Annotated in this window: 21 protein-coding genes; 8 read left to right on the forward strand and 13 right to left on the reverse strand. The window is 71.7% G+C overall.

Features of this window, described 5'->3' with window-relative positions:
• The first annotated feature begins 4 nt into the window (after positions 1-4).
• Both ACIBM5_RS14635 and ACIBM5_RS14640 read left to right on the forward strand, forming a co-directional pair.
• The gene (locus tag ACIBM5_RS14635; protein WP_396007370.1) at positions 5-1,678 is read left to right on the forward strand and encodes an urease subunit alpha; all 1,674 of its coding nucleotides are present in this window, start codon (positions 5-7) and stop codon (positions 1,676-1,678) included.
• Between the two features lie 282 nt (positions 1,679-1,960).
• On the forward strand, positions 1,961-2,995 hold the full coding sequence (locus ACIBM5_RS14640) for an agmatine/peptidylarginine deiminase (RefSeq protein ID WP_396007177.1): 1,035 nt from the start codon (positions 1,961-1,963) through the stop codon (positions 2,993-2,995).
• Positions 2,996-3,143: 148 nt separating this feature from the next.
• On the opposite strand, the gene ACIBM5_RS14645 is transcribed toward ACIBM5_RS14640, so the two are convergent.
• Entirely contained in the window at positions 3,144-3,677 is a 534-nt protein-coding gene (locus tag ACIBM5_RS14645) for a hypothetical protein (protein WP_396007178.1), read from the reverse strand.
• A gap of 200 nt (positions 3,678-3,877) precedes the next feature.
• Positions 3,878-4,198, reverse strand: a complete 321-nt coding sequence (locus ACIBM5_RS14650; RefSeq protein ID WP_396007179.1) for a 4a-hydroxytetrahydrobiopterin dehydratase — start codon at positions 4,196-4,198, stop codon at positions 3,878-3,880.
• 132 nt (positions 4,199-4,330) lie between these two features.
• Here ACIBM5_RS14650 and ACIBM5_RS14655 point away from each other — a divergent pair, with 132 nt between their 5' ends.
• Both ACIBM5_RS14655 and ACIBM5_RS14660 read left to right on the forward strand, forming a co-directional pair.
• Positions 4,331-5,086 (forward strand): TetR family transcriptional regulator C-terminal domain-containing protein, encoded by a 756-nt coding sequence (locus ACIBM5_RS14655; RefSeq protein ID WP_396007180.1) that lies wholly within the window; start codon positions 4,331-4,333, stop codon positions 5,084-5,086.
• A 51-nt stretch (positions 5,087-5,137) separates the two neighbouring features.
• Positions 5,138-5,827: a hypothetical protein gene (locus ACIBM5_RS14660; RefSeq protein ID WP_396007181.1), complete on the forward strand. Its 690-nt coding sequence runs from the start codon at positions 5,138-5,140 to the stop codon at positions 5,825-5,827.
• 36 nt (positions 5,828-5,863) lie between these two features.
• Here ACIBM5_RS14660 and ACIBM5_RS14665 read toward each other — a convergent pair whose 3' ends face one another.
• The 7 genes from ACIBM5_RS14665 to ACIBM5_RS14695 form a co-directional block, all read right to left on the reverse strand.
• Positions 5,864-7,300 carry a TerD family protein gene (locus ACIBM5_RS14665; protein ID WP_396007182.1) on the reverse strand — a complete coding sequence of 479 codons (1,437 nt, stop codon included), beginning with the start codon at positions 7,298-7,300 and terminating at the stop codon, positions 5,864-5,866.
• 120 nt (positions 7,301-7,420) lie between these two features.
• Entirely contained in the window at positions 7,421-8,071 is a 651-nt protein-coding gene (locus ACIBM5_RS14670; protein ID WP_396007183.1) for a response regulator, read from the reverse strand.
• Positions 8,068-9,204, reverse strand: a complete 1,137-nt coding sequence (locus tag ACIBM5_RS14675) for a sensor histidine kinase (protein WP_396007184.1) — start codon at positions 9,202-9,204, stop codon at positions 8,068-8,070. Before ACIBM5_RS14675 ends, ACIBM5_RS14670 begins: the two co-directional genes overlap by 4 nt.
• 115 nt (positions 9,205-9,319) lie before the next feature.
• Positions 9,320-11,884 (reverse strand): ABC transporter permease, encoded by a 2,565-nt coding sequence (locus tag ACIBM5_RS14680; RefSeq protein WP_396007185.1) that lies wholly within the window; start codon positions 11,882-11,884, stop codon positions 9,320-9,322.
• 9 nt (positions 11,885-11,893) lie between these two features.
• The gene (locus ACIBM5_RS14685; protein ID WP_391587012.1) at positions 11,894-12,730 is read right to left on the reverse strand and encodes an ABC transporter ATP-binding protein; all 837 of its coding nucleotides are present in this window, start codon (positions 12,728-12,730) and stop codon (positions 11,894-11,896) included.
• Positions 12,731-12,867: 137 nt separating this feature from the next.
• Positions 12,868-13,188: a DMT family transporter gene (locus tag ACIBM5_RS14690; protein WP_396007186.1), complete on the reverse strand. Its 321-nt coding sequence runs from the start codon at positions 13,186-13,188 to the stop codon at positions 12,868-12,870.
• Positions 13,188-13,847 carry an FMN-dependent NADH-azoreductase gene (locus ACIBM5_RS14695; RefSeq protein WP_391587014.1) on the reverse strand — a complete coding sequence of 220 codons (660 nt, stop codon included), beginning with the start codon at positions 13,845-13,847 and terminating at the stop codon, positions 13,188-13,190. Before ACIBM5_RS14695 ends, ACIBM5_RS14690 begins: the two co-directional genes overlap by 1 nt.
• Before the next feature lie 99 nt (positions 13,848-13,946).
• On the opposite strand from ACIBM5_RS14695, the gene ACIBM5_RS14700 reads away from it, so the two are divergent.
• Both ACIBM5_RS14700 and ACIBM5_RS14705 read left to right on the forward strand, forming a co-directional pair.
• Entirely contained in the window at positions 13,947-14,579 is a 633-nt protein-coding gene (locus ACIBM5_RS14700; protein ID WP_396007187.1) for a TetR/AcrR family transcriptional regulator, read from the forward strand.
• 198 nt (positions 14,580-14,777) lie between these two features.
• The gene (locus ACIBM5_RS14705; protein ID WP_396007188.1) at positions 14,778-17,798 is read left to right on the forward strand and encodes an NACHT domain-containing protein; all 3,021 of its coding nucleotides are present in this window, start codon (positions 14,778-14,780) and stop codon (positions 17,796-17,798) included.
• An 8-nt stretch (positions 17,799-17,806) separates the two neighbouring features.
• On the opposite strand, the gene ACIBM5_RS14710 is transcribed toward ACIBM5_RS14705, so the two are convergent.
• The gene (locus tag ACIBM5_RS14710) at positions 17,807-18,142 is read right to left on the reverse strand and encodes a glyoxalase superfamily protein (RefSeq protein WP_396007189.1); all 336 of its coding nucleotides are present in this window, start codon (positions 18,140-18,142) and stop codon (positions 17,807-17,809) included.
• A gap of 134 nt (positions 18,143-18,276) precedes the next feature.
• Between ACIBM5_RS14710 and ACIBM5_RS14715 the strand changes: the two genes are divergently transcribed.
• Both ACIBM5_RS14715 and ACIBM5_RS14720 read left to right on the forward strand, forming a co-directional pair.
• Positions 18,277-19,656: an NADP-dependent succinic semialdehyde dehydrogenase gene (locus ACIBM5_RS14715; RefSeq protein ID WP_396007190.1), complete on the forward strand. Its 1,380-nt coding sequence runs from the start codon at positions 18,277-18,279 to the stop codon at positions 19,654-19,656.
• A gap of 18 nt (positions 19,657-19,674) precedes the next feature.
• On the forward strand, positions 19,675-20,022 hold the full coding sequence (locus ACIBM5_RS14720; RefSeq protein ID WP_391587019.1) for a YkvA family protein: 348 nt from the start codon (positions 19,675-19,677) through the stop codon (positions 20,020-20,022).
• A 148-nt stretch (positions 20,023-20,170) separates the two neighbouring features.
• Here ACIBM5_RS14720 and ACIBM5_RS14725 read toward each other — a convergent pair whose 3' ends face one another.
• The 3 genes from ACIBM5_RS14725 to ACIBM5_RS14735 all read right to left on the reverse strand — a co-directional run bounded on the left by ACIBM5_RS14725 (position 20,171) and on the right by ACIBM5_RS14735 (position 23,510).
• Positions 20,171-21,052: an acyl-CoA thioesterase gene (locus ACIBM5_RS14725; protein WP_396007191.1), complete on the reverse strand. Its 882-nt coding sequence runs from the start codon at positions 21,050-21,052 to the stop codon at positions 20,171-20,173.
• A gap of 16 nt (positions 21,053-21,068) precedes the next feature.
• A complete protein-coding gene (locus ACIBM5_RS14730) occupies positions 21,069-22,823 on the reverse strand; it encodes a penicillin-binding transpeptidase domain-containing protein (protein ID WP_396007192.1) in 1,755 nt (584 codons plus the stop codon).
• A 144-nt stretch (positions 22,824-22,967) separates the two neighbouring features.
• Positions 22,968-23,510, reverse strand: coding sequence for a low molecular weight phosphatase family protein (locus tag ACIBM5_RS14735; protein ID WP_396007193.1), 543 nt, complete (start codon positions 23,508-23,510; stop codon positions 22,968-22,970).
• Positions 23,511-23,594: the final 84 nt, after the last annotated feature.

Genomic DNA, 23,594 nt, shown 5'->3' on the forward strand with positions numbered 1-23,594 from the left:
TGTGATGGACCCGCGCGACTACGCGTCCACGTACGGCCCCAGGGCCGGCGACCGGATGCGGCTCGGCGACTCGGGGCTGGTGATCGAGATCGAGCACGACTCGGCGCTGCCCGGCGACGAGTTCCTCGCGGGCTTCGGCAAGACCGCCCGGGACGGGCTGCACCTGAAGGCGATCCCGGTCCGCGACACGTGCGATGTGGTGATCTCGAACGTCGTGGTGATCGACGCGATCCAGGGCATCCGCAAGGTCTCGATCGGCATCCGCGAGGGCCGGATCGCCTCGATCGGCCGCGCGGGCAACCCCGACACGCAGGACGGCGTCGAGGTGGTGGTCGGCACCGGGACCACGATCGTCAGCGGCGAGGGGCTGATCGCCACCGCCGGTGCCATCGACACCCACGTGCACCTGCTGTCGCCGCGGATCATGGAGGCGTCGCTGGCCTCCGGGGTGACCACGATCGTCGGCCAGGAGTTCGGACCGGTGTGGGGCGTCGGGGTGAACTCGCCCTGGGCGCTGCGGCACGCGTTCTCCGCGTTCGACGCGTGGCCGGTCAACATCGCCTTCCTGGCCCGGGGTTCGTCCTCGGGCCGCGGGCCGCTGGACGAGGCGCTGATCGAGGGCGGCGCGTCCGGCTTCAAGGTGCACGAGGACATGGGCGCGCACGCCCGGGCCCTGGACACCGCACTGCGGGTGGCCGAAGACCACGACGTCCAGGTCGCGTTGCACACCGACGGCCTCAACGAATGCCTGTCCGTGGACGACACGCTGTCCGTGCTGGACGGGCGGACCATCCACGCGTACCACATCGAGGGGTGCGGCGGCGGGCACGTGCCGAACGTGATGCGGATGGCCGGGGTGGCCAACGTGATCGGCTCCTCGACCAATCCCACGCTGCCGTTCGGCCGCGACGCCCTGGGCGAGCACTTCGGCATGATCGTGTCCGCACACGGCCTCAAGACCGACCTGCCGGGCGACGCCGCGATGGCGCGCGACCGGATCCGGGCGGGCACGATGGGAGCCGAGGACGTGCTGCACGACCTCGGGGTCATCCCGATCACGTCCTCCGACGCGCAGGGCATGGGCCGCGCGGGCGAGACCGTGCGACGCACCTTCGCGATGGCCGGGAAGATGAAGCTCGAACGCGGCGCCGAGCACGAACGGCACGACAACGAACGGGTCAAGCGCTACATCGCCAAGCTCACCATCAACCCGGCGATCGCGCACGGTCTGGCGCACGAGGTCGGTTCGATCGAGGTCGGCAAGATGGCCGACCTGGTGTTGTGGCACCCGCAGTGGTTCGGCGCCAAGCCGCAACTCGTGCTCAAGAGCGGGTTCCCGGCCTACGGCGTGGTCGGCGACCCGAACGCATCCACCGACAACTGTGAACCGCTGGTCCTGGGCCCGCAGTTCGGCGCCCACGGCGCGGCGCCGGCGGAACTGTCGGTGGCCTTCACCTCGCAGGCGGCGGCAGCCGCCGGCGGCGACCTGATGCCGACCCGCCGGCGCCGGGTGGGCGTTCGCGGCACCCGGGGGATCGGCCCGGCGGCGATGATCCACAACAACCGCCTGGCGGAGGTCCGGGTCGCCGCGGACACCGGAATGGTGACGATGGACGGCGAACCGGTCATGTCGCAGGCCGCCGAATCGGTGTCGCTGAACCGCCTGTACTTCCTCTGACGCTCGCGAACTCTCGTGGTACTCAGGAATTTTCGTGGCACCTGCGAATTTTCGTGATACCTGCGAATCTTTGCGACATCCGTAATCTTCGTGAGATTAGAGCACTCTCGTGAGGTTTGCGAACCTCCGCTGATACCGGTCCATTTCCCGCTGTGCCCGCGCGCCCACGGTGCGCCCGGGCACGTCCCGTAGTCCGCGCGGCGGGTCTCCCGCACTCCCCGGTCGGCCCCCGGTCGCCCGACGGCAGGCCCGCCGCGGATTCGAGTCCGAAGGATTTCCGAGATGACGAACACCCCGGCCGCAGACGGCTTTTCGATGCCGGCGGAGTGGGTTCCGCACGAGCGCACCTGGATGGCCTGGCCCAGCCGCAACGAGACCTTCGGCGAGGAGGACCTGCACACCGCGCGGACCGCGTGGGGCCGGGTGGCCGAGACGATCGCCCGCTACGAGCCGGTGACGCTGGTCACCGACATCGGTGAGTCGGACACCGTGGCGCGGTACGTCGGCCGGCCGCTCACCGTGCTGGAACGCCCGCTCGACGACGCCTGGATGCGCGACATCGGCCCGACGTTCCTGACCGGCGGGCCCGGCGAACTGGCCGCCGCCGACTGGATCTTCAACGGCTGGGGCGCCCAGGAGTGGGCGTCCTGGGAGCACGACCGAAACATCGCCGAGCAGGTGATCGAGGCGGCCGGCGCCCGGCGCTACGCGTCGCGGATGGTCAACGAGGGCGGCGGCATCCATGTCGACGGCGAGGGCACGGTGTTGATCACCGAGACCGTGCAACTCGATCAGGGCCGCAACCCCGGCTGGACCAGGGAGCAGGTCGAGGACGAACTGAAGGCGTTCCTCGGCGTGCGGAAGGTGATCTGGCTGCCGCGCGGACTGACCCGCGACTACGGGCTGTACGGCACCCGGGGGCACATCGACATCGTCGCGTCCTTCGCCCGCCCGGGTCTGGTCCTGGCCCACGTACAGCCCGACCCGGCGCACCCGGACCACGAGGTCGGCAAGGAGAACGTGGCGCTGCTGCGCGCCTCCACCGACGCCCACGGCCGGGCGCTCGAAGTGGTCGAGATCCCGGCGCCGACCGTGCTCGAAGCGCACGACGACTGGGTCGACTTCAGCTACATCAACCACTACGTCGCCAACGGCGCGGTGATCCTGTGCGCGTTCGACGACCCGCGCGACGAGGAGAACGCCGCGACCTTCGGCAAGCTCTTCCCCGGCCGCACGATCGAACTCGTGGACGCCCGCGACATCTTCGCCAACGGCGGCGGCATCCACTGCATCACCCAGCAGCAGCCGAAGGTGTGAGGGCGGGCTGGGCGACCGGCCCGACACCGCCTGCGCCGACGGGTGTTCGGGCCACGTCCGCCGGTCGGGCGCGCGGGCCGTACGCCCGTGGTCGGTCGGGTATCCGGCCGGAGCCGCGGCGCGGCTCCGGCGCACCGGCGCCGCATGGTCAGCGGCGCTCGGCGGGGGCGTCGGCCTCGGCGCCGGGGTGGCCGGCGCGGAGCGGAGCGGTCGGCTGTGCGGTGTCGGTGGTGTTCGGGGCGGGGCCCGGGGCCGGTCCGCGTTCGCTCGTGCCGAAGGCGGCGAGCGTGAGCAGCAGGGCGACGAGCGCGACGGCCGTCGCGGTCGGGACGTACCAACCGGCGTCGACGATGGGTTCGGTGAACGCGGCCAGCACGGCTGTGGCGCCCGCGAACAGCAGGGCGCCGGCGAACGCGGGTATGCCGCGCCGACCGGCGATGGTCGCAACCGCGCCGGCGACCAGGACGAGCAGCAGCACCAGGCCGGCCAGGCCGATCAGGGACGGACCGAAGTCGTCCCCCGTGCAGCCGCGTTGCCCGAAGTCGTCGCACGAACCCCGGGCGGCGGCGCGGATCGCGTACGTCCCGATCAGCCAACCGGCCGAGCCGGCGCCGGCGATCGGGAGAAGCCGGCCGCGGACGGTGGCCGAGACGGGGTGGGACGCCGATGCGTCGGTGCTCATGGTCGGAGGCTAGGCGGCGCGCGGGTCGCCCGGATGAACGGCCAGGAAGCGCCGAGTGAAGGCTGTGTGGCCCGGCGGGCGGGCCGGCGCGGGCTCGGTCGGGCCCGGGCGGCCGACGACGGTCGGCGCGCTTGCGTCCCGGCCGCGTCGCCGCCGCTCCCGGATGCTCGGATCGGCGGCGGGGTGCGGACGGGTTCGACTCAGCCCTGGGCGGTGACGCTCTGTGCGTCGTGGGCGGCGGCGAAGGACGCCACCCGGGCGGCGAACTCGACGTCGGTGGCGGTGATCCGGTCGCCCGCGTCGTGGGTGGTCAGGGCGAATGTCAGGGTGCCGTACAGGATGGTGATCCGGGCGTGGTGGTTCGCCTGGTCCTCGGCGGCGGCCACGGTCGCGTAGAACGCGGGCACGTCGGCCCGGGCGCACTTGTAGGTCGCGGTCAGTTCGCCGTCGACGACCTGCCAGCCCGGCAGGTCGGCGAGGGCCTCGGTCAATTCGGCGTCGGTGAGCGGTTGGGGTGCCACGGTGGGTCCTCTCGTCGGGTGGACGGGCCTCTGGCAAGTATGGCGGCGCCGGTTCGCCGGGCGCGGTATTGAACGACGTTCTAACATGGCGGCAGGCGAGGTCCGCCGTCGAACGAACCAGGGGTGCTGAGCATGGCGGGGACACGGCGCAAGCGGCTGGAACAGCCCAGGGAGGTGGTGCTCCAGGCGGCCATGGACGCGATCGCCGAGCATGGCCTGGCTCAGCTGACCATGGCCGGCCTGGGCAAGCGGATCGGGATCAGCGGCGGCCACGTGGCGTACTACTTCGGGTCCAAGGAGCAACTCCTCGTGGAGACACTGCGCTGGAGCGAGCAGGGCTTCGCCGAGCGCCGCCGGGCACTGCTCGCCGCCGTGGACGTCCCGATCGCCGAGCGGCTCGCCGGCTACATCGACCTCTACCTGCCCGACGAGCGGGCCGACTCGCGGTGGACGTTGTGGCTGGAGGTGTGGACACGCGCACTGGCCGACCCGGAGGTACTGGCCGCGAGCGCGGAGATCGAGGGCCCGTGGATGGCGGACCTGCGCGCGATGATCGGGCCGCACCCGGACCCGGACGGGTACGTGCTGCGGCTGCATGCGTTGCTGGACGGGCTGGCCACGCGGATCGTGATCGGCTCGCCCGGTCCGTCCCGGGCCGAGATGTTGCGGCAGGCGACCGAGTTCGCGCTGCGGGAGGTGTTCCTGGCGGAGGACCCGGCGGGGTGCGCGGGGCCGGTTCCGAGCGGCCCGGGTGGCCTGGAGGGCGCGGACGAGTCTGCGGATTCGGGCACGGATGCGGGCATGGATGCGGGCACCGACGCGACCGCCGATTCGGACCCGGATTCGGGTGCGGTCGCGGATTCGGGCGCGAACCACACGAACCGGTGATCACGGGGTGAATCGTCCCCCTTTCACGGCAGTCGGCTGCATCGTGGGGGCATGAAGTGGTGGCGGAACCCGCGGCAGCGGCTCGGGGTGATCTGCGCGGTCGTCGCGGTGCTGGTGATCGTGGGGCTGGTGCACCGGGGCCGCACGGACGACAGCGGATCGGCGGCGGCCGACGGGGTACGGGTGGCGGCCACCGCGGCGGCACCCGCCGGGCCGGCGTCGGCGGCACCGCCGACCCGGCGGGCCAAGCCGTCACCGGTGCCGAAGAACGTGCTGCCGGACGTGGTCGGTGTCGATCTGCAACAGGCGTGGGACGGCGCTCGTCGGGCCGGCTATCGATTCGTCACGTCGCACGACGTGAGCGGGCGCGGCCGACGGCAGTTCGTGTACAGCAACTGGAAGGTGTGCGACCAGACCCCCGAGCCGGGGCCGCTGGCCAAGGAACTCCCGGTCGAGCTGGGCGTGGTCCGGCACGACGAGAAATGCCCGGCCGGCACCGTGCCGACCGACGCCCCCAAGGTGGTCGACGGTCGGATGCCCGAGCTGGTCGGCCGCAGCGTCACCGTCGTGCGCCGGGCGCTGCGTGGTGACGCACACGTCAAGACGGAGGACCTGGGCGGGAGTCGGCTCGTACTGATCGAGACGCACTGGGTCGTCTGCACCCAGCGCCCGCCCGAGGGGCAACCCGTCGCGGACACGGTGACCGTGGGCGTGGTCAAGTACGGCGAGCGCTGTCCGTGATCCCGCCCGGCTCGCCACATGCGTGCCGGATGGTGGTCAGTGGCCGAGCGCCTCGCGGGCCGGGTCCACCAGCTTGCGCACGGTGCGGCCGTCGGCGAAGCGGCCCAGTGCCGTCATCGACCAGGCCGAGCCCTCCCGGACCAGCTTGCACATCAGCACGCCCGTGCGCGGCTCGGTGGCGGACAGGTCGAAGCGCACCAGTTCGGTGTCGGTGGTGTCGTCGACCAGGCGGCAGAAGGCTCGGGAGACCTCGGTGAACTTCTGTCCCAGGAACGAGTTCACGGTGAACACGAGTCCGGTGACCTGCGGCGGCAGCGCGTCCAGCCGGACCACGATCGACTCGTCGTCGCCCTCGCCCTCGCCGGTCAGGTTGTCGCCGGAGTGCACGATCGCGCCGTCCAGACCGGACAGCTTCATGAACCAGACGGTGACGACCTTCTTGCCCTGGGCGTCGAACGCGATACAGGACGCGTCGAGGTCGATGCTGCTCCCGGCCTTGGCCGGGTCCCAGCCCAGGCCCATCCGGATCCGGGTCAACGGCGGTGCGCCGGTCTTGACCAGCGAGACCGACTGGTCCTTGCGCAGGCTGACCCGGCCCTTGTCGAGGTTGATCGGCCCACCGGTGTGGGTGCCGCCGACCGGGAGCGGGACGGTGGCCGCCACCGTCGGGGCAGGGGCAGGGGCAGGGGCGGCGGCAGGCGTCGGCGGTGTCTGCGGCGGTGGGACCGGAGTCGGCGTGGGCGGCGGCGGGGTGGGCTGCACGGTCACCGGGCGGCGCGGCACCGGCGGTGGGATCGGCGCGGGCCTGGGCGGTTCGTGCGGGAGCAGCGGGGCATCGGGCGTCGGGGTCTGCGGACGCGTCGAGGCCTGGGTCGGTGCCGCGGCTGCCGGCGCGGTCTGCGGCCGGTCCTGCGGTTGCGGTTGCGGCTGCGTGGGGCGACCGGGGGGCGGGGTCGGCTCGTCGTCGACCGCGACGCCGAAGTCGGTCGCGATGCCCGCGAGTCCGTTGGCGTAGCCCTGGCCGACCGCGCGCACCTTCCACGCGCCGCCGCGTCGGTACAACTCCAGCATCACCAGCGCGGTTTCCCGGCCCAGGCCGTGCGGGGTGAAGGTGACCAGTGCCTCGCCGGAGGCGTCGCGCACGGTCGCGGTGGGCGCTGCCGTCCCGCCGAAGGTGACCGGCATGCCGGGGCCGTCGTCCAGGCTCAGCGTCACCACGATGATCTGTACGTCCGCGGGCACCGCCGCGGTGTCCACCTGCACCGCCGCCGGTCGGCCCGGTGCGCCCTCGCGAAGCCGCACGCCGGGGCCGGTCGGCTGGTTGTAGAAGACGAAGTCGGCGTCCGAGCGCACTTTTCCGGAACCGGCGAGCAGCAGCGCCGAGACGTCCACCGGCGCCTCGGAGGCGACCTCCACCAGCACGGCGGCCACCGCCAACGGGCAGTTGCCGCCCTTCGTGAGCGTCACCGACATGCGCACCCCTTCGGTTCACGGATCCGACCGGGGCCGGACGCCTCCGAGGTTACCGAGCACGCGGCCCCTGCCGCACCGATCCGGCCCGGCCCCGACCGCCTGCCGGCCCGGGTGCTTCGGTCAGCGGCGGATCAAGCCCGCGTCGTAGGCCAGCAGGCCCGCCTGGGTGCGGTTCGCGCAGTCCAGTTTGGTGAGCATGCGGGAGACGTAGCTCTTGACGGTGGTCTCGCTCAGGAACAACCGGTCGGCGGTCTGGGCGTTGGACAACCCCTCGCCGATGCAGGTGAGCACCTCGATCTCGCGCTCGGTCAACGACGCGACGGCCAGCGCCGCGCGCTCGCGGGCCGCGTTGCGCCCCGAGGACGCGGTCACCAGGTCGCGCGTCACCGCCGGCGAGAGCACGGTGTGCCCGTCCATCGCGACCCGGACCAGGCCGATCAGATCCTCCGGCGGGGTGTCCTTGAGCAGGAACCCGGCCGCGCCCGCGTGCAACACGCGCAGGATGTACTGCTCCAGGCCGAACGTGGTCAACACGATCACCCGGGGTGCGTTCGGCAGGTCGACGATCTGCTCGATCGCGGTCAGCCCGTCCACGCCCGGCATGTGCAGGTCCATCAGCACCAGGTCGGGTCGATGGCGCAGCACCGACTCGACCGCCTCCGCGCCGTCGTATGCCTCGCCGATCACCTCGATGTCGTCGGCCACGCCGAGAATCGTGCGCAGGTGCGCACACACCATGCGTTCGTCGTCGACGAGCAGGACGCGGATCATGCGGGCTCTCCGGTGGTCGTGGGCGATGCGCCGGCCGGTAGTACGGCGAGCAGTTCGTAGCCGCCGTCGGGCAGCGGGCCGGTGTGCAGCGTGCCGGCCACCAGCTCGACCCGCTTGCGCAGGCCGAGCAGACCGCTGCCCCCGGTGCCCAGGGCGATGTCGGCGGCCCGGGTGGGAGCCGAGTTTCGCACGGTGATCTGCACCTCGTCGCCCACGTAGTGCAGGCGTACGTCCACCACCGCGCCCGGCGCGTGTTTGTGCACGTTGGTCAGCGCCTCCTGGACGACCCGATAGGCGGCCCGACCGATCACCGGCGAGGTGGCGTGCGGCTCGCCGAGGGTGATCACGTCCACGGACACGCCCGCCGAGCGCGAGTCGGCCACCAGATCGGACACGTCGAGCACCGCGCGCGGCGCGGCCACGACCGAACCCACCTGCTGCTCCGACCGGGTCATCGCGACCAGGCCGCGCAACTCCTCCAGCGCCTTGCAGCCCACCAGGCGCAGTTCCTCCGCCGTCGCGCGCACGTCGTCCTCCCGGGCCCGGGTGCGCAGGGCGCCCGCCTGGAGCACCATCAGGCTGACCCGGTGGGTGATCACGTCGTGCATCTCGCCGGCGATCCGGGCCCGTTCCTCCATCCGCACCCGCTCGAAGAGCAACTCGCGTTCGCGCTCCGCCCGGGCGGCTCGATCCAGGCGCAACCGGCGGCGGGCGGCGACATGGAGGCCGAGCAGCGCCGGCACCAGTGCGACGCTCATGCCGCCGACGATGTCCGACGGGGCCGGGTGGTTCCACGGCTGGGCGGTCGTCGACACCAGAGCGGCGATCAGCGCGAGCGCACGCCGTCGGTCCTCGACGTACGCCCCGACGGCGTAGGCCGCGAAGAAGAGCGCGTGCGTCGGATGCACCAGGGACACCGCACAGACGGCCATCCCCGAGCCGAACGCCGCGCGCCGGCGGTTCAGGAGCAGTGCGCCGGCCACCACCGCGCTCGCCTGGTGCAGGTACGGCCCGTCGAGCAGGCCCGGGTGAGGTCCCATCCGCAGGGCCAGTCCCAGCGCGATGGCGATTGCCGAGACCAGTACGTCGAACCCGAACGAACGGCGGGACGCCGACCAGGCACGCGAGCTCACTCGCTCACGGTAGCCCGGCCCGGCCGCCGATCGCGGTACCACCGCCGACGGTGCGCCGGCGAGGAGGGCCGGCGGACCGTCGGCGGTCGCGGTGGTGTCGATCATCGAAGGGTGGTCATTCCGTGGAGATCGCGGCCAGCACGTTCATCCGCGAGGCCCGCAGGGCCGGCAGCAGGGCGGCGAGCAGGCCCACGACGCCCGCGCCGATGACCACCTCGGCGATGGTCGGCCACGGGATGGTCAGCACGTCCAGGCCCTGCGAGGCCAGCATGCGCTGCGCCGAGACGCCCCAGCCCACCCCCAGGGCGAGCCCGAGCACCGCGCCGAACACCGCGATCACCGCCGATTCCAGCCGGATCATCCGCCGCAGTTGCACGCGAGACATGCCGATCGCCCGGAGCAGACCGATCTCGCGCGTGCGCTCGATCACCGACAGGGCCAGCGTGTTCACCACGCCCAGGATCGCGATGACGATCGCGAGCCCGAGCAGGCCGTAGACCATCTGCAGCAGCAGGTTGGTCTGGTCCTGCACGGTCTGCTTGTAGTCGGCCTGATCGCGCAGGCGCACCTGCGGGAAGGGCTTGAGGGCGGCGTCCAGGGCCGCGCGCACCTGGGAACTCTTCGATCCGTCGGCGGTGTTGGCCATGATCACCGAGTCGAGCAGCTCCGGGACCAGCTTGCTCAGAGTGTCCAGGCCGACCATGCCGGCGCCCGCGTTGCCCAGGCCGATGCCTTCGTCGTCGATCACCGCGCCGACCCGCAACTCGGCACTCTTCCCGTTGGGCGTGCGCAGCGTCACCGTGCCGCCGATGCCGAGGTGACGACCCTTCACGTACGACCGGGGCAGGGCGATCCTGCCCGCGGCCAGTGCGTCGGCGGCGCTGCCCGCGGTGTACTTCTGCTTCATCATCGCGTCGATGCCCGGGTCGGCCCCGGTCACCGAGATGGTCTCGGTCGACCCATCGAAGACGACCTTGGCCTCGGTCTCGCGCTGGCGCACCACGTCGCTCACGCCCGGCACCTTGCGCACCGTCTCCGCCACGTCCGGGGCGAAGTTGAGGCCGCCGCTGCTCTCCAGGGTGAAGTCGGCGCCCAGGCGCTGGTCGATCTGCTTGCCCACCGAGTCCTTCATCGACGTGGCCACCACCGACAGCGAGGCGACCAGCGCGACGCCGATCATCAGCGCGGCGGCCGTGGCACCGGTGCGGCGCGGATTGCGCAGTGCGTTCTCCCGGCTCAGTCGGCCGACCGTGCCGAACAGGCGCGGGAACGTGCCCGTCAGCCCCGGGATCACCAGGCGGGCCAGCACCGGTCCGAGCACGATGAAGCCGACCAGGGTGCCGATCAGGCCGCCTCCCAGGGCCAGCCCGTGGGCCGGGTCCAGCTTGGTCGCGGAGGCGCCGATCGCCAGCGCGATCGCGCCGAGCACGGTGACCACGGTGCCCCCGATCGCCCGTGGGCGCAGCGACTTCGCCGGCGGGGCGCCGGCCTCGCGCAGTGCGGCCATCGGGCTCACCCGGGCCGCCCGGCGAGCGGGCAGGTAGGCGGCGACCACGGTGACCAGGACGCCCACCGTGTACGCGATGATCGGTGTCGCGGGCTTGATCTCCAGCGGGGTGCCCTTGAGGTCGACGCCGACCGCGCTCATCAGCGTCAGCAGTCCCTGCCCGAGTGCGAAGCCGGCGAGCAGGCCCAACGTGGATCCGACCACCGCGAGCAGCAGCGCTTCCACGAGCACCGAGCGGTTCACATCCGCCCGACCGGCTCCGATCGCGCGCAACAGGCCCAGTTCGCGGGTGCGTTGGGCGACGAGCATGGAGAAGGTGTTGAAGATCAGGAACGTGCCGACCAGGAGCGAGACGCCCGCGAAGCCGAGCAGCGCGTACTTGACCACGTCGAGCGCCTGGCCCAGGTCGGCGGAGGCGGCGTCGGCCTCCTCCTCCCGGGTCCTGATGTCAAAGCCCGTGCCGAGCTTGGCGGCGACCCGAGCCTTGAGCTCCTTCTGGTCGACGCCGGACTGCGCGGTGAGCGACACCGAGGTGGCCACGCCGGGCTTGCCCAGGAGTCGGTCGCGGGCGGCGGTGCCGTCCAGGAAGAGCAGGGTCACGCCCGGGTTGATGGTCTTGTAGTCGGCCAGCCCGACCACTGTCGGGTCGAACGCGCCCGGCGCGGCGATCACGTGCACCCTGTCGCCGATCCGGACCTTGTTGTGGCCGGCCGCGTCGCTGTCCAGCACGACCTCGTTCGGGCCCTGTGGCGCGCGGCCCTTTTCGAGCCGGACCGGGGACTGTTTGTCGGGGAACCAATCGGCGGCCTGCACCTGGGGCTCCGAGGTCAGGCCGACCTTCCTGCCCTTGCCGTCGACGATGATCACGTTGGTGACCGTGACGTCGGGATGCGCGTCGGCGACCCCGGGCACCGTGCGCACGGCGGCCACCGTGCTCTCGGGCACCGTCGGCTGCTGGCCGGTGCGACCGAGTCGGTCCTCGCGGAAGTCCGATTTGGGCTTGACCGTGACGTCGGCCGCGGCCGTGCGGGAGAGCTCGTGGAAGGTCTTGCCGATCGTGTCGGTGAACATCAGGGTGCCTGCCACGAACGCGACCGACAGCAGGATCGCGAGTGCGGACAGGACCATTCGCGCCTTGTGCGCGAGGAAACTGCGGAACGTTGCCTTGAGCATGGCGGCGCCTCAGTTCGCGGAACGGGCGAAGCGCTGCATGCGCGCGAGCACCGTGTCCGCGGTCGGCGACAACATCTCGTCCACGACCCGGCCGTCGGCCAGGAACAACACCCGGTCGGCGTAGGACGCCGCGTTCGGGTCGTGGGTGACCATCACGATGGTCTGCCCCAGGTCGTAGACACTGCTGCGGAGGAAGCCGAGCACCTCGGCGCCGGAGCGCGAGTCGAGGTTGCCGGTCGGTTCGTCGCCGAAGATGATCTGCGGCTTGCTCGCCAACGCGCGGGCGCACGCCACGCGCTGCTGCTGACCGCCGGAGAGCTCGCTGGGCCGGTGCTTGAGCCGATCGCGCAGACCGACCGTGTCGATCACGGTGTCCAGCCAGGCCGGGTCCGGCTTGACGCCCGCGATGTCCATCGGGAGCGTGATGTTCTCCAGCGCGGTCAGCGTCGGCAGCAGATTGAACGCCTGGAAGATGAAACCGATCTTGTCCCGGCGCAGCCGGGTCAGGTCCTTGTCCTTGAGCCCGGTGATCTCGGTGTCGCCGATCCAGCTGTGCCCGGAGGTGACCGAGTCCAGCCCCGCGAGGCAGTGCATGAGGGTGGACTTGCCGGACCCGGACGGACCCATGATCGCGGTGAACCGACCGCGGCCGATCTCCACGTCGACCTCGTCCAGCGCGACCACTCGGGTCTCGCCCTCGCCGTAGCACTTGGTCAGGGCCCGGGAACTCGCCGCGCTGCCCTTGGCCCGATCGTCGTGATCGATGCGCTCGTACGCGTCCGGCCCGGCGAGCGGGTTCGCCGGGGGAGTCGTGGTCGGGGGGCGCCGGCGGTTTCCGGGAGACATGCGGGGGTGCTCCTTGACTGGGGATCCTGACACCTCCTCAGCCTCCGGCTCGGGCGGGTGCGCTCGATAGCCGCGAACGTGCCGAGCACTGTCACTAAAGTTGCATCCTGTTCCTCCTTTGGTGTTGGGCCGGGGGCTCACGCCGTCGAGGTCAGCCGGGCCAGCACCAGCCCGCCCACGATCAGCGCGAGCGCCGCGATCCGGCCCGCGCTCAGTGTGTCGTGCTGGAGCGTGATGCCCAGCGTGATCGCGCCGACCGTGCCGATGCCGGTGAACGCCGCATACGCCGTCCCCACCGGCAGGTCGCGCATGGCGACCGAGAGCAGGTATACGGCCGTCGCGCCGAGCAGGACGCAGATCACCGTCGGCAGCGGTTTGGTGAAGCCCTCGGTGGGCTTGATGCTCTGCGACCACACGACCTCGACGAGGCCCGCGCCGAGCAGGATCAACCAGGCCATCAGTACGCCTCCACGAGTGAGCGCCCCAGTTCCGCGGCGCGGCCGAGCGCGTCCGCGTGCGAGGACAGGTGCTGGTCCCGGCGCTCGGCGAGCCCGGGGTCCACGAGCGAGTTGGTCAGTTCGGTACCGAGCACGATCGCGTCCGAGATCGCGTAGTGCCCGGTGAAGAAGTCGACGAGGTAGCGCGTCTGGTGGTCGAACGGCGCCCGCGGCGTGCCCGGCAGGTACGAGCCGCCGCGCGCGGAGGCGACCACGAAGCGGCGCGGCGCCAGCGACATCTTGGGAAAGGTGACCTGGTCGATCCAGCTCTTGAGCTGGGCGGGCACGCCGAAGTTGTACATCGGCGCACCGATCAACACGACGTCCGCGGCGACCAGTTCGGCCAACAGCGGCTCGACCGTGTCCCACGCCTTGCGCTGCTCGGGCGTGCGGACCGCCTGCGGGTAGTCCGCGATCGCGGTGATCCCCTCGCGCAGCATCGTGTCGCAGATCTCGGTCCAGGCCTGGTCGATCGGCGGCACGGGACGGGCGGTGAGGTCGCGGTGGGTGTATTCGGCGTCCGGTCGCGCGGCGCGCCACGCGTCGGCGAAGGCCGCGCCCAGGGTCCGGGAGAAGGAGTCGGCGCGGGCGCTGGAGTCGAGGTGCAGGAGGTGCGGCATGAGTGCTCCCGAGAGAATAAGTGGACGCGGTGTCCGCTTGTGCGCTCGACTGTAACGGCTAAGTGGACGATGTGTCCACTTGCTGGTTAGGGTGGGGACATGACGAAACGCACCGACTTGCTCACCGGCCTTCCGGTCGCCGCGGACGGGGCCGGGCCGCCGCGGGAACGGGCGGACGCCGCGCGCAATCGGGCTCGCGTGCTGGCCGCGGCCGAGGCACTGTTCGCGGCCGGCGACCCGGCCGAGGTCACCATGGAGGACATCGCCAAGGCCGCGGGCATCGGCCGCGGCACGCTGTATCGGCGCTACCCCGACCGCGCCTCCATCGCGCGCGCCCTGCTGGACGAGCACGAGCGCGCGCTGCAACACGAAATCCTGCGCGGCGCGCCGCCGTTGGGCCCGGACGAGCACGATCCGGCGGAGCGCCTGGCGGCCTTCTACGCGGCGATGGTCGACCTGCTGGAGCGGCACGTACACCTGCTCCTGGGCGCGGAGACGGGCAGCGCGCGCTACCGCACCGGCGCGTACGGCTTCTGGAGCACGCACGTGCGCGTCCTGGCGGCGGACCGCCTGGACCCCGAGGTACTCGCCGACACCCTGCTCGCGCCACTGGCACCGGAGGTCTACCGACGCCAGCGCGACCAGGGCATCTCTCCCGACCGCATCAAGAACGCCTTGGCGGCCCTGGCGCGAGGCGTCCTGGCCGGCAGCGAGCCGAAGGCACCCGAATGATCGGGTGAGTCGGACGACGCCCCGTCACCGCGCCGTCGACGAAGAGGCCGTCGATCCGGCCGTCCGGCGGGTGCTCGTGCCGGGCCGGGGTTGCCGTCTCGGCCCGACGAGGGCCGTGGAGGATTCGGGATCCGGCCCCGATCGCCGGCGATCGGGCCATACTCGAAGTTCCGGCCGACCGGGGAATCGGGGCGTGGGGTGGATCCGGTACAGGGACGCCTGTTGGCGACGGCGATCGCGAGCACACTGCGCCGGTTGACCTCGGCGCCGCCGGGCGCGCGGTTGGTCGACGCGCCGGTGCGGATGGGCGCTCGGGTGGCGCGTCGGCGGGTCCGGCGCGAGGTCGGCGCGCACGATGTGGAGCGGCTGACCCGGGTCCTGACCCGGCGACTGGCGGACGCACAACGGGACTTCGCCCGCTTGGAACCGGCCGAGGGCGAACGCGTCGTCGCGGCCGTGGTGGCCACGCTCGGCGACGCGGTGACGATGGACGACGTACAGGCGGCGGGCCTGGATCCGGCCGTCCTGCGACTGCGACTGGCCGCGCGGGCGGAGCAGCCGGCGGAGGCCGGGACCCCGCTGTACGGCGCGCTCCTGGACGAGTGTTGTACGCACATCGTGGACTTCTTCACCAAGCAGCCCGAGTTCCTGGCCCGCACCGTGCAGGAACAGGCGGTCGCCCAGGCCGAGTTGTTGCGTCGGGTGCCCGCCGCGGCGGACCTGGACGACGCCTTCGATCGACGCTACCGCGCCGGCCTGCGGGTCAAGCTCGATCAGGCCCGGCTGTTCGGCGTCACCGAACTCGACCCGCAGGACAGCACCTACGAACTCACCACGGCCTATGTGAGCCTGGTCGTGCAGACCCGCCGCGAGCCGCGACCCCGGCGGCGCTGGGACGACGACACGGGACAGCCGGACACGACCCGAAGCCTGCTGGAGGACGCCCTCGCGCGCAGCGACCGCATGGTGCTGGAGGGCCCGGCCGGATCCGGCAAGAGCACCCTGCTGCGTCGCCTCGCCGTGCATGTGGCCTCGGGCGAGCTCCCGGCCCGTCTGTCCTCGTGGACCGGCCGGGTCCCGTTCCTGCTGAAGCTGCGCACCATGGTCGCGGACGACCGGCTGGTCCTGCCCGATCCGGCCCACTTCGTCGCCGCGTCCGGTTCCACGCTCGGTGCCGAGCAGCCGCCGGGCTGGGCGGCCCGCCGGATGCGGGACGGACGTGCGGTGGTCTTCGTCGACGGCGTGGACGAACTACCGGAGGAGTACCGGGCGGACGCGCTCGACTGGCTGGAACAGCTGTGCGTGGACTACCCCGACGCGGCCTACGTGCTGACCTCGCGGCCCAGGGTGTTGTCCGAGCAGCGGCACCGCCGGTTGCGCACGGCGGGTTTCGTCGCGGGGGAGCTCCAGGCCATGTCCGCCGCACAGGTCGCGCTGTTCGTGGACCGCTGGCATCGGGCGCAGGTCGGTGATCCGGACGAACTCGCGGCGTGTGCGGAGCAACTGAAGCTGACCTTCGACAGCCGCCGAGACCTGGCCCGACTCGGCACGAACCCCCTGCTGTGCGCCCTGATGTGCGCGCTGCATCGGTACGCGGACCAGGCTCTCCCGGAGGGCCGCACCGAGTTGTACCGGTCGGCGATGGCGATGCTGCTCGGTGGTCGCGAACGCGCCCGGCGGATCGGCACGAGCCGGGTACGGCTCCAGCCGACGCAACTGGAGAAGGTGTTGGCGGCGTTGGCCATGTGGATGACACTCAACGGCCGCCGGTCGATCACCCGCCGCGTGGCGACGGCGTGCGTGGACGACGTGCTGACCCGCTTCCGGCAGACGGTCGAACCGCCGTACACGGCCGACGAGGTCCTGGACAGCCTGGTGGCCCGGAGCGGGCTGCTCCAGGAACCCGAGCTCGGCGTCTTCGAGTTCGGCCACGCGAGCTTCCAGGACTACCTGGCGGCGCTGGAGATCGTCCGGGCCGAGCACCTGGACCACCTGATCAACCACGCGCACGACCCGCTCTACCACGACGTGTTGATCATGGCGGTCGGCCGGACCCAGGACGACCCGTCCCGGCAGCGGGAGTTGCTGGACGGGCTGATCGCGCGGGCGGAGGCGGACGAGGTGCACCGTGATCGGCTGTGGCTGCTCGGTGCCGCGTGCGTGTCGGGGGCGGCAATGGTCGACCGGGAGCGGGCGGAGCGGTTTCGGGAGGAGACGGCCGGTCTGCTGCCGCCGAAGGACCGGGAAGCGGCGGAGAACCTGGCTGCCGCGGGGGAGTTCGTGGTCGACCTGCTTGTCGACCTGACGCGGAATCAGCGCGTTTCGGATGGGGACGCGGACAGGATCGTGCACACGGCCGGGAAGATCGGTGGCGACATCGTGATCCCCCTGCTGGCTCGCTTCCGAGACCGGGAGAGGTTCGGAGTCCGGGCGGCCCTGATCAGGGCCTGGGACGCGGTGACGGATCGCGAGCAGTACTACGAAACCGTGCTGAAGCACGTCGGGTTCGACGACGTCCGGGTGCAGATTCCGGACCTGGCCGCCTTGGAACTGCTGGCCGGTCGGACCGACGTGCGAACTTTGGTGTTGCCCGCCGAGACGTCGGAGGTTCCGGTACGAGCGCTCGCCGCACTTCCGAGTCTTGTCGAACTCACCACTGCGGGAACCCGGATCACGGACCTCGGTGCGTTGGTGGAATTGCCACGTATCGTCTTCTTGCACCTCGAATGCTCGCAGGTTTCCGGGCCGACAATGCTGGCACAGTGTCCCTGGATCACGAGCCTCTTCTTCAGCGATGAACGACTACCGGATTCCGGACTCTTGCCGGACGTCCCGAACCTGCGTGAGCTCTTCCTTCACCGCACTCCGCTTGCAGATCTGTCGGTTCTGATGAAGTACCCGAGACTGGAGACACTCGGCATCGTGGGCACTCGGGTTGCCGAATTGGGCCCGTTGCGCGGGTTGCCCGTTCTCGACTGTCTGTTCCTGGATCGAACGTTGGTGGCGGACATAACCCCGCTGGCGGATCTGCCTTGCCTACGCAGGCTCAGTCTGTGCGAGACCCGCGTGACCGACCTGAGCCCTCTCGTCCACCTTCCGGACCTGGCCTGGCTACGGATCAACGAAGCCCAGCGGGAACACCTCGGCCCGCTCGCCGAACGCGTCGCCGACGGTCGGCTCGAGCTACAGATCGGCATGACCGGCATGACCGGCGACTGATCCCCCGCTCACTCCTCCCTCGGCGTTCCCACCCGCACCCGATTCCCATCCGGGTCCGTCACATGCACCTCCCGGGCCCACGGCGCCTCCTCGACCGGCAGACCGAATTCCCGGGCCACCGCGTCCACGTCCGCGACCCGCAGGTAGACCAGCGTGTCCGAAGTCGCGTCGCCCGCGTGCTCGCTCAGGAAGAGGTGCACATCGCCGCGGGCGACGTCCACGAAGGCGGGGAGGTCCGGTTCGAAACGGTGTTCCCACTCCTGGACGAAGCCCAGGCGGGCGTACCAGCGGACGGAGGCGGCGGCGTCGGCCACGCGCAGAATCGGGATGACTTGTTCCTTCATGGCGCGGATGATCCCAGCCGGGTACGACAGCCGCCCGACGTTGTGTCAGCCGGCGCGGCGTGGGTAACGGGTCGGCGGGGTGCACCGTTCGCTGCCCGCGCCCCTCGCAGTCATCAGCCGTATCTGGAGGGTCCATGGCCATCGCGTCCGTCAATCCGGCGACCGGGGAGACGATCGAGGAGTTCGCCGAGATCGGCGAACAGGAGATCGAGGCCCGCATCGCGCGGTCCGACGAGGTGTTCCGGGCGCACCGGCGGGACTCGTACGACGTCCGCGCCCGAGCGATGCGGCGGGCGGCGGATCTGCTCGACGCGGAGAAGGGCGAGGTCGCGGCGATGATGACGGCGGAGATGGGCAAGACGCTCGCCGCCGCCGAGGCGGAGGTGGCCAAGTGCGCCCGGCTGTGTCGGTTCTACGCCGATCGGGCGGCGGAGTTCCTGGCCGACGAGCCGGCCGACGCGGACGCGGTCGGCGCCCGGAAGGCGTACGTACGGTACGAGCCGCTGGGGCCGGTGCTGGCGGTGATGCCGTGGAACTTCCCGCTGTGGCAGGCGATGCGGTTCGCCGCGCCCGCGCTGATGGCGGGCAACACCGGTCTGCTCAAGCACGCCTCGAACGTGCCGCGGACCGCGCTGTATCTGGGCGAACTGTTCACCCGGGCCGGCTTCCCGGAGGGGGCCTTCCAGACCCTGCTGATCGGGTCGAAGCTGGTCGAGCGGGTGCTCTCCGACCCGCGCGTGGTGGCCGCCACGCTCACCGGCAGCGAGGGCGCCGGGCGCTCGATCGCGGCCATCGCCGGGCGCGAGCTGAAGAAGACCGTGCTCGAACTCGGCGGCTCGGACCCCTTCCTGGTGCTGCCCTCCGCCGACATCGAGGCCGCCGCCAAAACCGCCACCACGGCCCGCACGCAGAACAACGGACAAAGCTGTATCGCGGCCAAACGCTTCATCGTGCACACCGACGTCCACGACGCGTTCGCCGCGGCCTTCACCGCGAACATGGCCGCGCTCCGGGTCGGCGATCCGACCGCCGAGGGCACCGACGTGGGCCCGCTCGCCCAGGAGCAGGGCGTGCGCGACGTCACCGAGCAGGTCGAGGACGCCCGGGCCAAGGGCGCCCGGATCCTGTGCGGCGGCGAGCGGCCCACCGGCCCCGGCTGGTACTACCCGCCGACCGTGGTCGCCGACCTCACCCCGGACATGCGGATGTACCGGGAGGAGGTGTTCGGCCCGGTCGCCGGGCTGTACCGGGTCGCCGACCTGGACGAGGCGATCGCGCTGGCCAACGCGACGCCGTTCGGCCTGGGCGCCAACGCCTGGACCGACGACGAGGCCGAACAGCAGCGCTGCGCGGCGGAGTTGGAGGCGGGCGCGGTCTTCGTGAACGGCATGGTCACCTCGCACCCCGAACTACCCTTCGGCGGTATCAAGACCAGCGGCTACGGACGTGAACTCGCCCACCTGGGCATCCGCGAGTTCTGCAATGCCAAGACGGTCTGGGTGGGCGGCGGCTGACGGGGCAGACGTCCCGACGTGGACACCTGGCTCTGGATTTTGATCGGCGTCGCGGCGCTCGTGTTCGTCGTGACGCTGGTGATCGTGGTCGTCCTGGTCCGCAGGCTGCTGCGGACCTGGCGGCTGGTGCGCGGCCCGGACGCGAGCGCCCGCGACCGGGCGTTGTTCCTGGGCGCGCTGATCTATGCGATCAGCCCGGTGGACCTGCTGCCCGACCCGATCCTGATCGACGACATCGCGGTGCTGCTGTACGCGCTGCGCGAACTCGGCTCGGCGGGCGGCGTGCGCGCGGGTGTGCGGCACGGCGTGGGTGCGCTCGCCCGGTCCCGTGCGAACCCGGCCCGAAAGCCCGCCCCGCCCGCGTGATCGGCGCACCCGGCCGCGCGTCGCACGCCGACCGCGGTGACCGGTGCCGCGGTGCGGCCCCGCCCACGGCCGGGTGGATCCGCCCCGCCGCGCCCGCGACCGTCCAGGCGAGGAACGGAGCGCCGCCGAGATCGCGGCGGGCCCGCCGCTACCGCTGGCGGATCACCGCCTCCTGCACCACCGACGCCACCAACACCCCGTCGTGGTTGTAGAACTCGCCCATCGCCAACCCGCGTGCGTCCTGGGCGGACGGCGAGGCCTGGGCGAACAGCAGCCACTCGTCGGCGCGGAACGGACGCAGGAACCACACCGCGTGGTCGAGCGAGGCCATCTGCAGCTTCGACGGATCGGTGATGTACGGCTTGGCCGCGGTGCCCGCCAGCGTCAGGTCGGACATGTACGTCAGCCCGCACACGTGCAGCAGCGGGTCGTCCGGAAGCTGCTTGGCGGCCCGCATCCACACCCTCTGATGCGGGATGCCGTCGACGATGTGGGTGCCCGGCGACCGGTCCTCCGGGACGAAGCGCAGATCCATCAGCAGCCGGGTCTGCGACTCCTCGTAGTGCGCGCGCTCCTCGGCGGACAACTTCTCGTAGGGATCCGGGAGCTCCTCCGGCAGCGGGACGTCCGGCATCGCGCGGCGGTGCCCGGGGGTCTCCTCGGCCACCTTGAAGGACGCCGACAGCGTGAAGATCACCGCGCCGTGCTGGACGCCGGTCACCCGCCGGGTCGCGAAGGAGCGCCCGTCCCGGACCCGGTCGACCTGGTACACGATGGGCGCCGTGGTGCTGCCGGGGCGCAGGAAGTAGCTGTGCAGCGAGTGCACGTGCCGGTCGGGCACCACCGTGCGGCCCGCCGCCACCAGGGCCTGGGCGGCCACCTGACCGCCGAACGCACGCAGCGGCGCGCCGGCGTGGCACCAGCCCCGGAAGATGTTCTCCTCGATCTGCTCCAAGCGCAGCAGGTCGAGGAAGGTCTCGGCCCGGCCAGGGCCCTCGTCGGCAAGATCGTGTTCGCTCACGCTGCCCATGATGGACTACGGCCGCTCAGCCCGCCGCACCCAGGAACGACTTGACGATCGGCCCGGCCGACCGGCCGCCGGTGATGCCGCCCTCGACCCAGACCGCGACCGCGATGTCGCCGCGGTAGGCGACCATCCAGCCGTTGTTCGGCTTGCCGCCGCCGACCTCGGCGGTGCCGGTCTTGGCACCCACGTCACCGCCGAGCCCGCCGAGCGACTCGCGTGCGGTGCCCTCGGTGACCACGGACCGCATCAGCGTGCGCAACCGGCTGCTCACCGCGGGCGCGAGTTCGCGCGGGGCCCGCCACAGGTCCTCCTGGTCGACGAGCAGATGCGGTTGGCGGAACGTACCGGACTTCGCGGTGGCGACCACCGAGGCCATGGTGAGCGGGTTCATCTGCACCTGGCCCTGGCCGATCATGTTCGCGGCCTTCATGGTGTCGTCGGTCGCCGCGGGCACCCGGCCGTCGAACGAGACGATGCCGGTCTTCCAGTTGCCGCCGATGCCGAAGCAGTCGTGCGCGATCGTGGCCAGGTCGGCGCCGGTGAGTTTGCCGGACAGGTTCGCCATCGTGGTGTTGCACGACTGGGCGAAGGCGAGCTTGAAGGTGCCCTCGGGGAAGGCGCGGCCCTCGGAGTTGGTGAACCGCATGCCGCCCGCGTTGGCCGATTCGGGACAGCCGACCTTGTCGTCCAGGTCGACCGCGCCCTTGGTCAGCAGCGTCGCCGCCGAGACGATCTTCAGCGTCGAGCCGGGCGGGGTGGTGCCCAGGAACGCGTTGTTCGGGCCGCCCGCCGGGTTGTTCGCGACCGCGACGATCTCGCCGGTACTGATCCGCACCGCCGCGAGCGAGGTGGTCCGCGACTCGCCGCCGACCGCCTGCTCGGCCGCCGCCTGCAGCTTGGCGTCGAGCGTGGTCTGCACACCGCCGTCCGCGGGTGGTGCGGTCTGGACCTCGCCGATCGTGGCGAGTTGTCCGACCGTGGCACCCGTGGCCGCGTCGACCAGCAGCACCGTGCCGCCGGTCGCGGCCTGCTCGGCCGGCTTGGCCTTGCTCGCCAGTCCGGTCCGGATCGCGGCGAGCGAGGGGTAGTCGGTCGGCGACAGCGCCGCTCCGCCCTTGGCCCGCAACACGTCGCCGCCGGCGCCGCTCTGGTTGGGCGCCAGCTTGAGCCGGGTGGTCGCGGTCAGTTTCGGATGCGGCACGCTCGGCGCCCAGCCGACCAGGTAGCCGCGGCCCGGTGTCTTGGCGACGGTGAGCGAGCCGGTATAGGTCCATTCGCCGGCGCCCTTGAGGGTCAGTCGTGCCTCGAACGGCACCGGGACGCTGCCGTCCGGCCGTTCGGGTTGCGCCTCGCCCACGGTCAGCTGCCGACCGCCCACCCGGAGTCCGTCGTCGAGACCCACCAGCGCCGCACCCGCCGCGGACGGATCGGTGGTGAGCGCGCCCGCGGCGCTCCAGTCGCCCGCCTGCCACTCGGCGAGGAAGCGCCGTGCGGCGTTGCGCGGACTCTGCTCCACGCCGCCCGCCGCCGCGGACGCCGTGGATCCTGCGTTCGTGGTCGGCGAGGGGTCGTCCTGCTTCAGGAACGAGTAGGCCCCGTAACCCGTGCCGACCACCAGTAAGAGGGCCAACACGAGGAACACCCAGCCGTTTCGGCGCCGGTGCTCGTTCTCGTAGTCGCCGTCTCGGTCGTAGTCGCCGTCGTAGCCGTGGTCGGCGTAGCCGCCGTGCTCGCCGTCGTCCTCGTAGTTCCGGTCGTGCTCTGCGTCGCGCATGCCCACCCCGCCCGGTACCGCCGATCCCCACGGCGGGACAGCGAGTGTACGGGCAGGCCAAAAGGTCGGTGTGTCCAGGGGCCTTGCCGCACCGCAAGGAAAGATCATTTGTTCGAGTGTTCTCGGCTCGCCGCCGGGTGGGCATCACCCCACGAGCAGGCCCACCAGCCGTGCGGTGAGTTCGTCCGCGCGGGCGCCCATCACCCGGAACGATTCGAGCGGTTCGCCCATCGGGTCGTCGAGTTCGTCGGACGGCCGGGCCAACCGGTTCGCCGGCCGCAGGGCGTCGACCCCGGCCACCCAGTCGGCGAGCGGCAGTTCGCCGCGCGGGCCGAAACGCTCGCCCAGCCGCACGAGTTCGCCGAGCAGAAAGGTGCGGGGCAGGGCGTCGGCGGCGAGTGCGTCGACCGCCCAGTGGTGTTCGCGTGACATGCCGATCACCAGGTCGGCCGCGCGCAGCAGGTCGGCGGAGAGTTTGCGGCTGCGGTGCGGGCCCGGGTCGATGCCGTACTCGTGCAGTACCAGCGCGCTGTTGTCCGCCATCGGCCGGGCGTTCCAGTCGATGGTGCCCGCGGAGGAGACCTCGACCGGCAGCGCCGACGCGGCCAGCCGGTGGCGCAACATCGCCTCGACCAGGGGGGAGCGGCAGATGTTCCCGCTGCAGACGACCAGTACCGATGCGCTCACGCTGCGGATCCTACGGGTGGGGCGGTCGTCGGCCGCCGGCCGGCCCGGGTGCGGATCCCGAACGGGGGTGACGGGTGATCAGTA

This window comes from Embleya sp. NPDC050493 (assembly GCF_044458105.1).
Classification (GTDB): domain Bacteria; phylum Actinomycetota; class Actinomycetes; order Streptomycetales; family Streptomycetaceae; genus Embleya.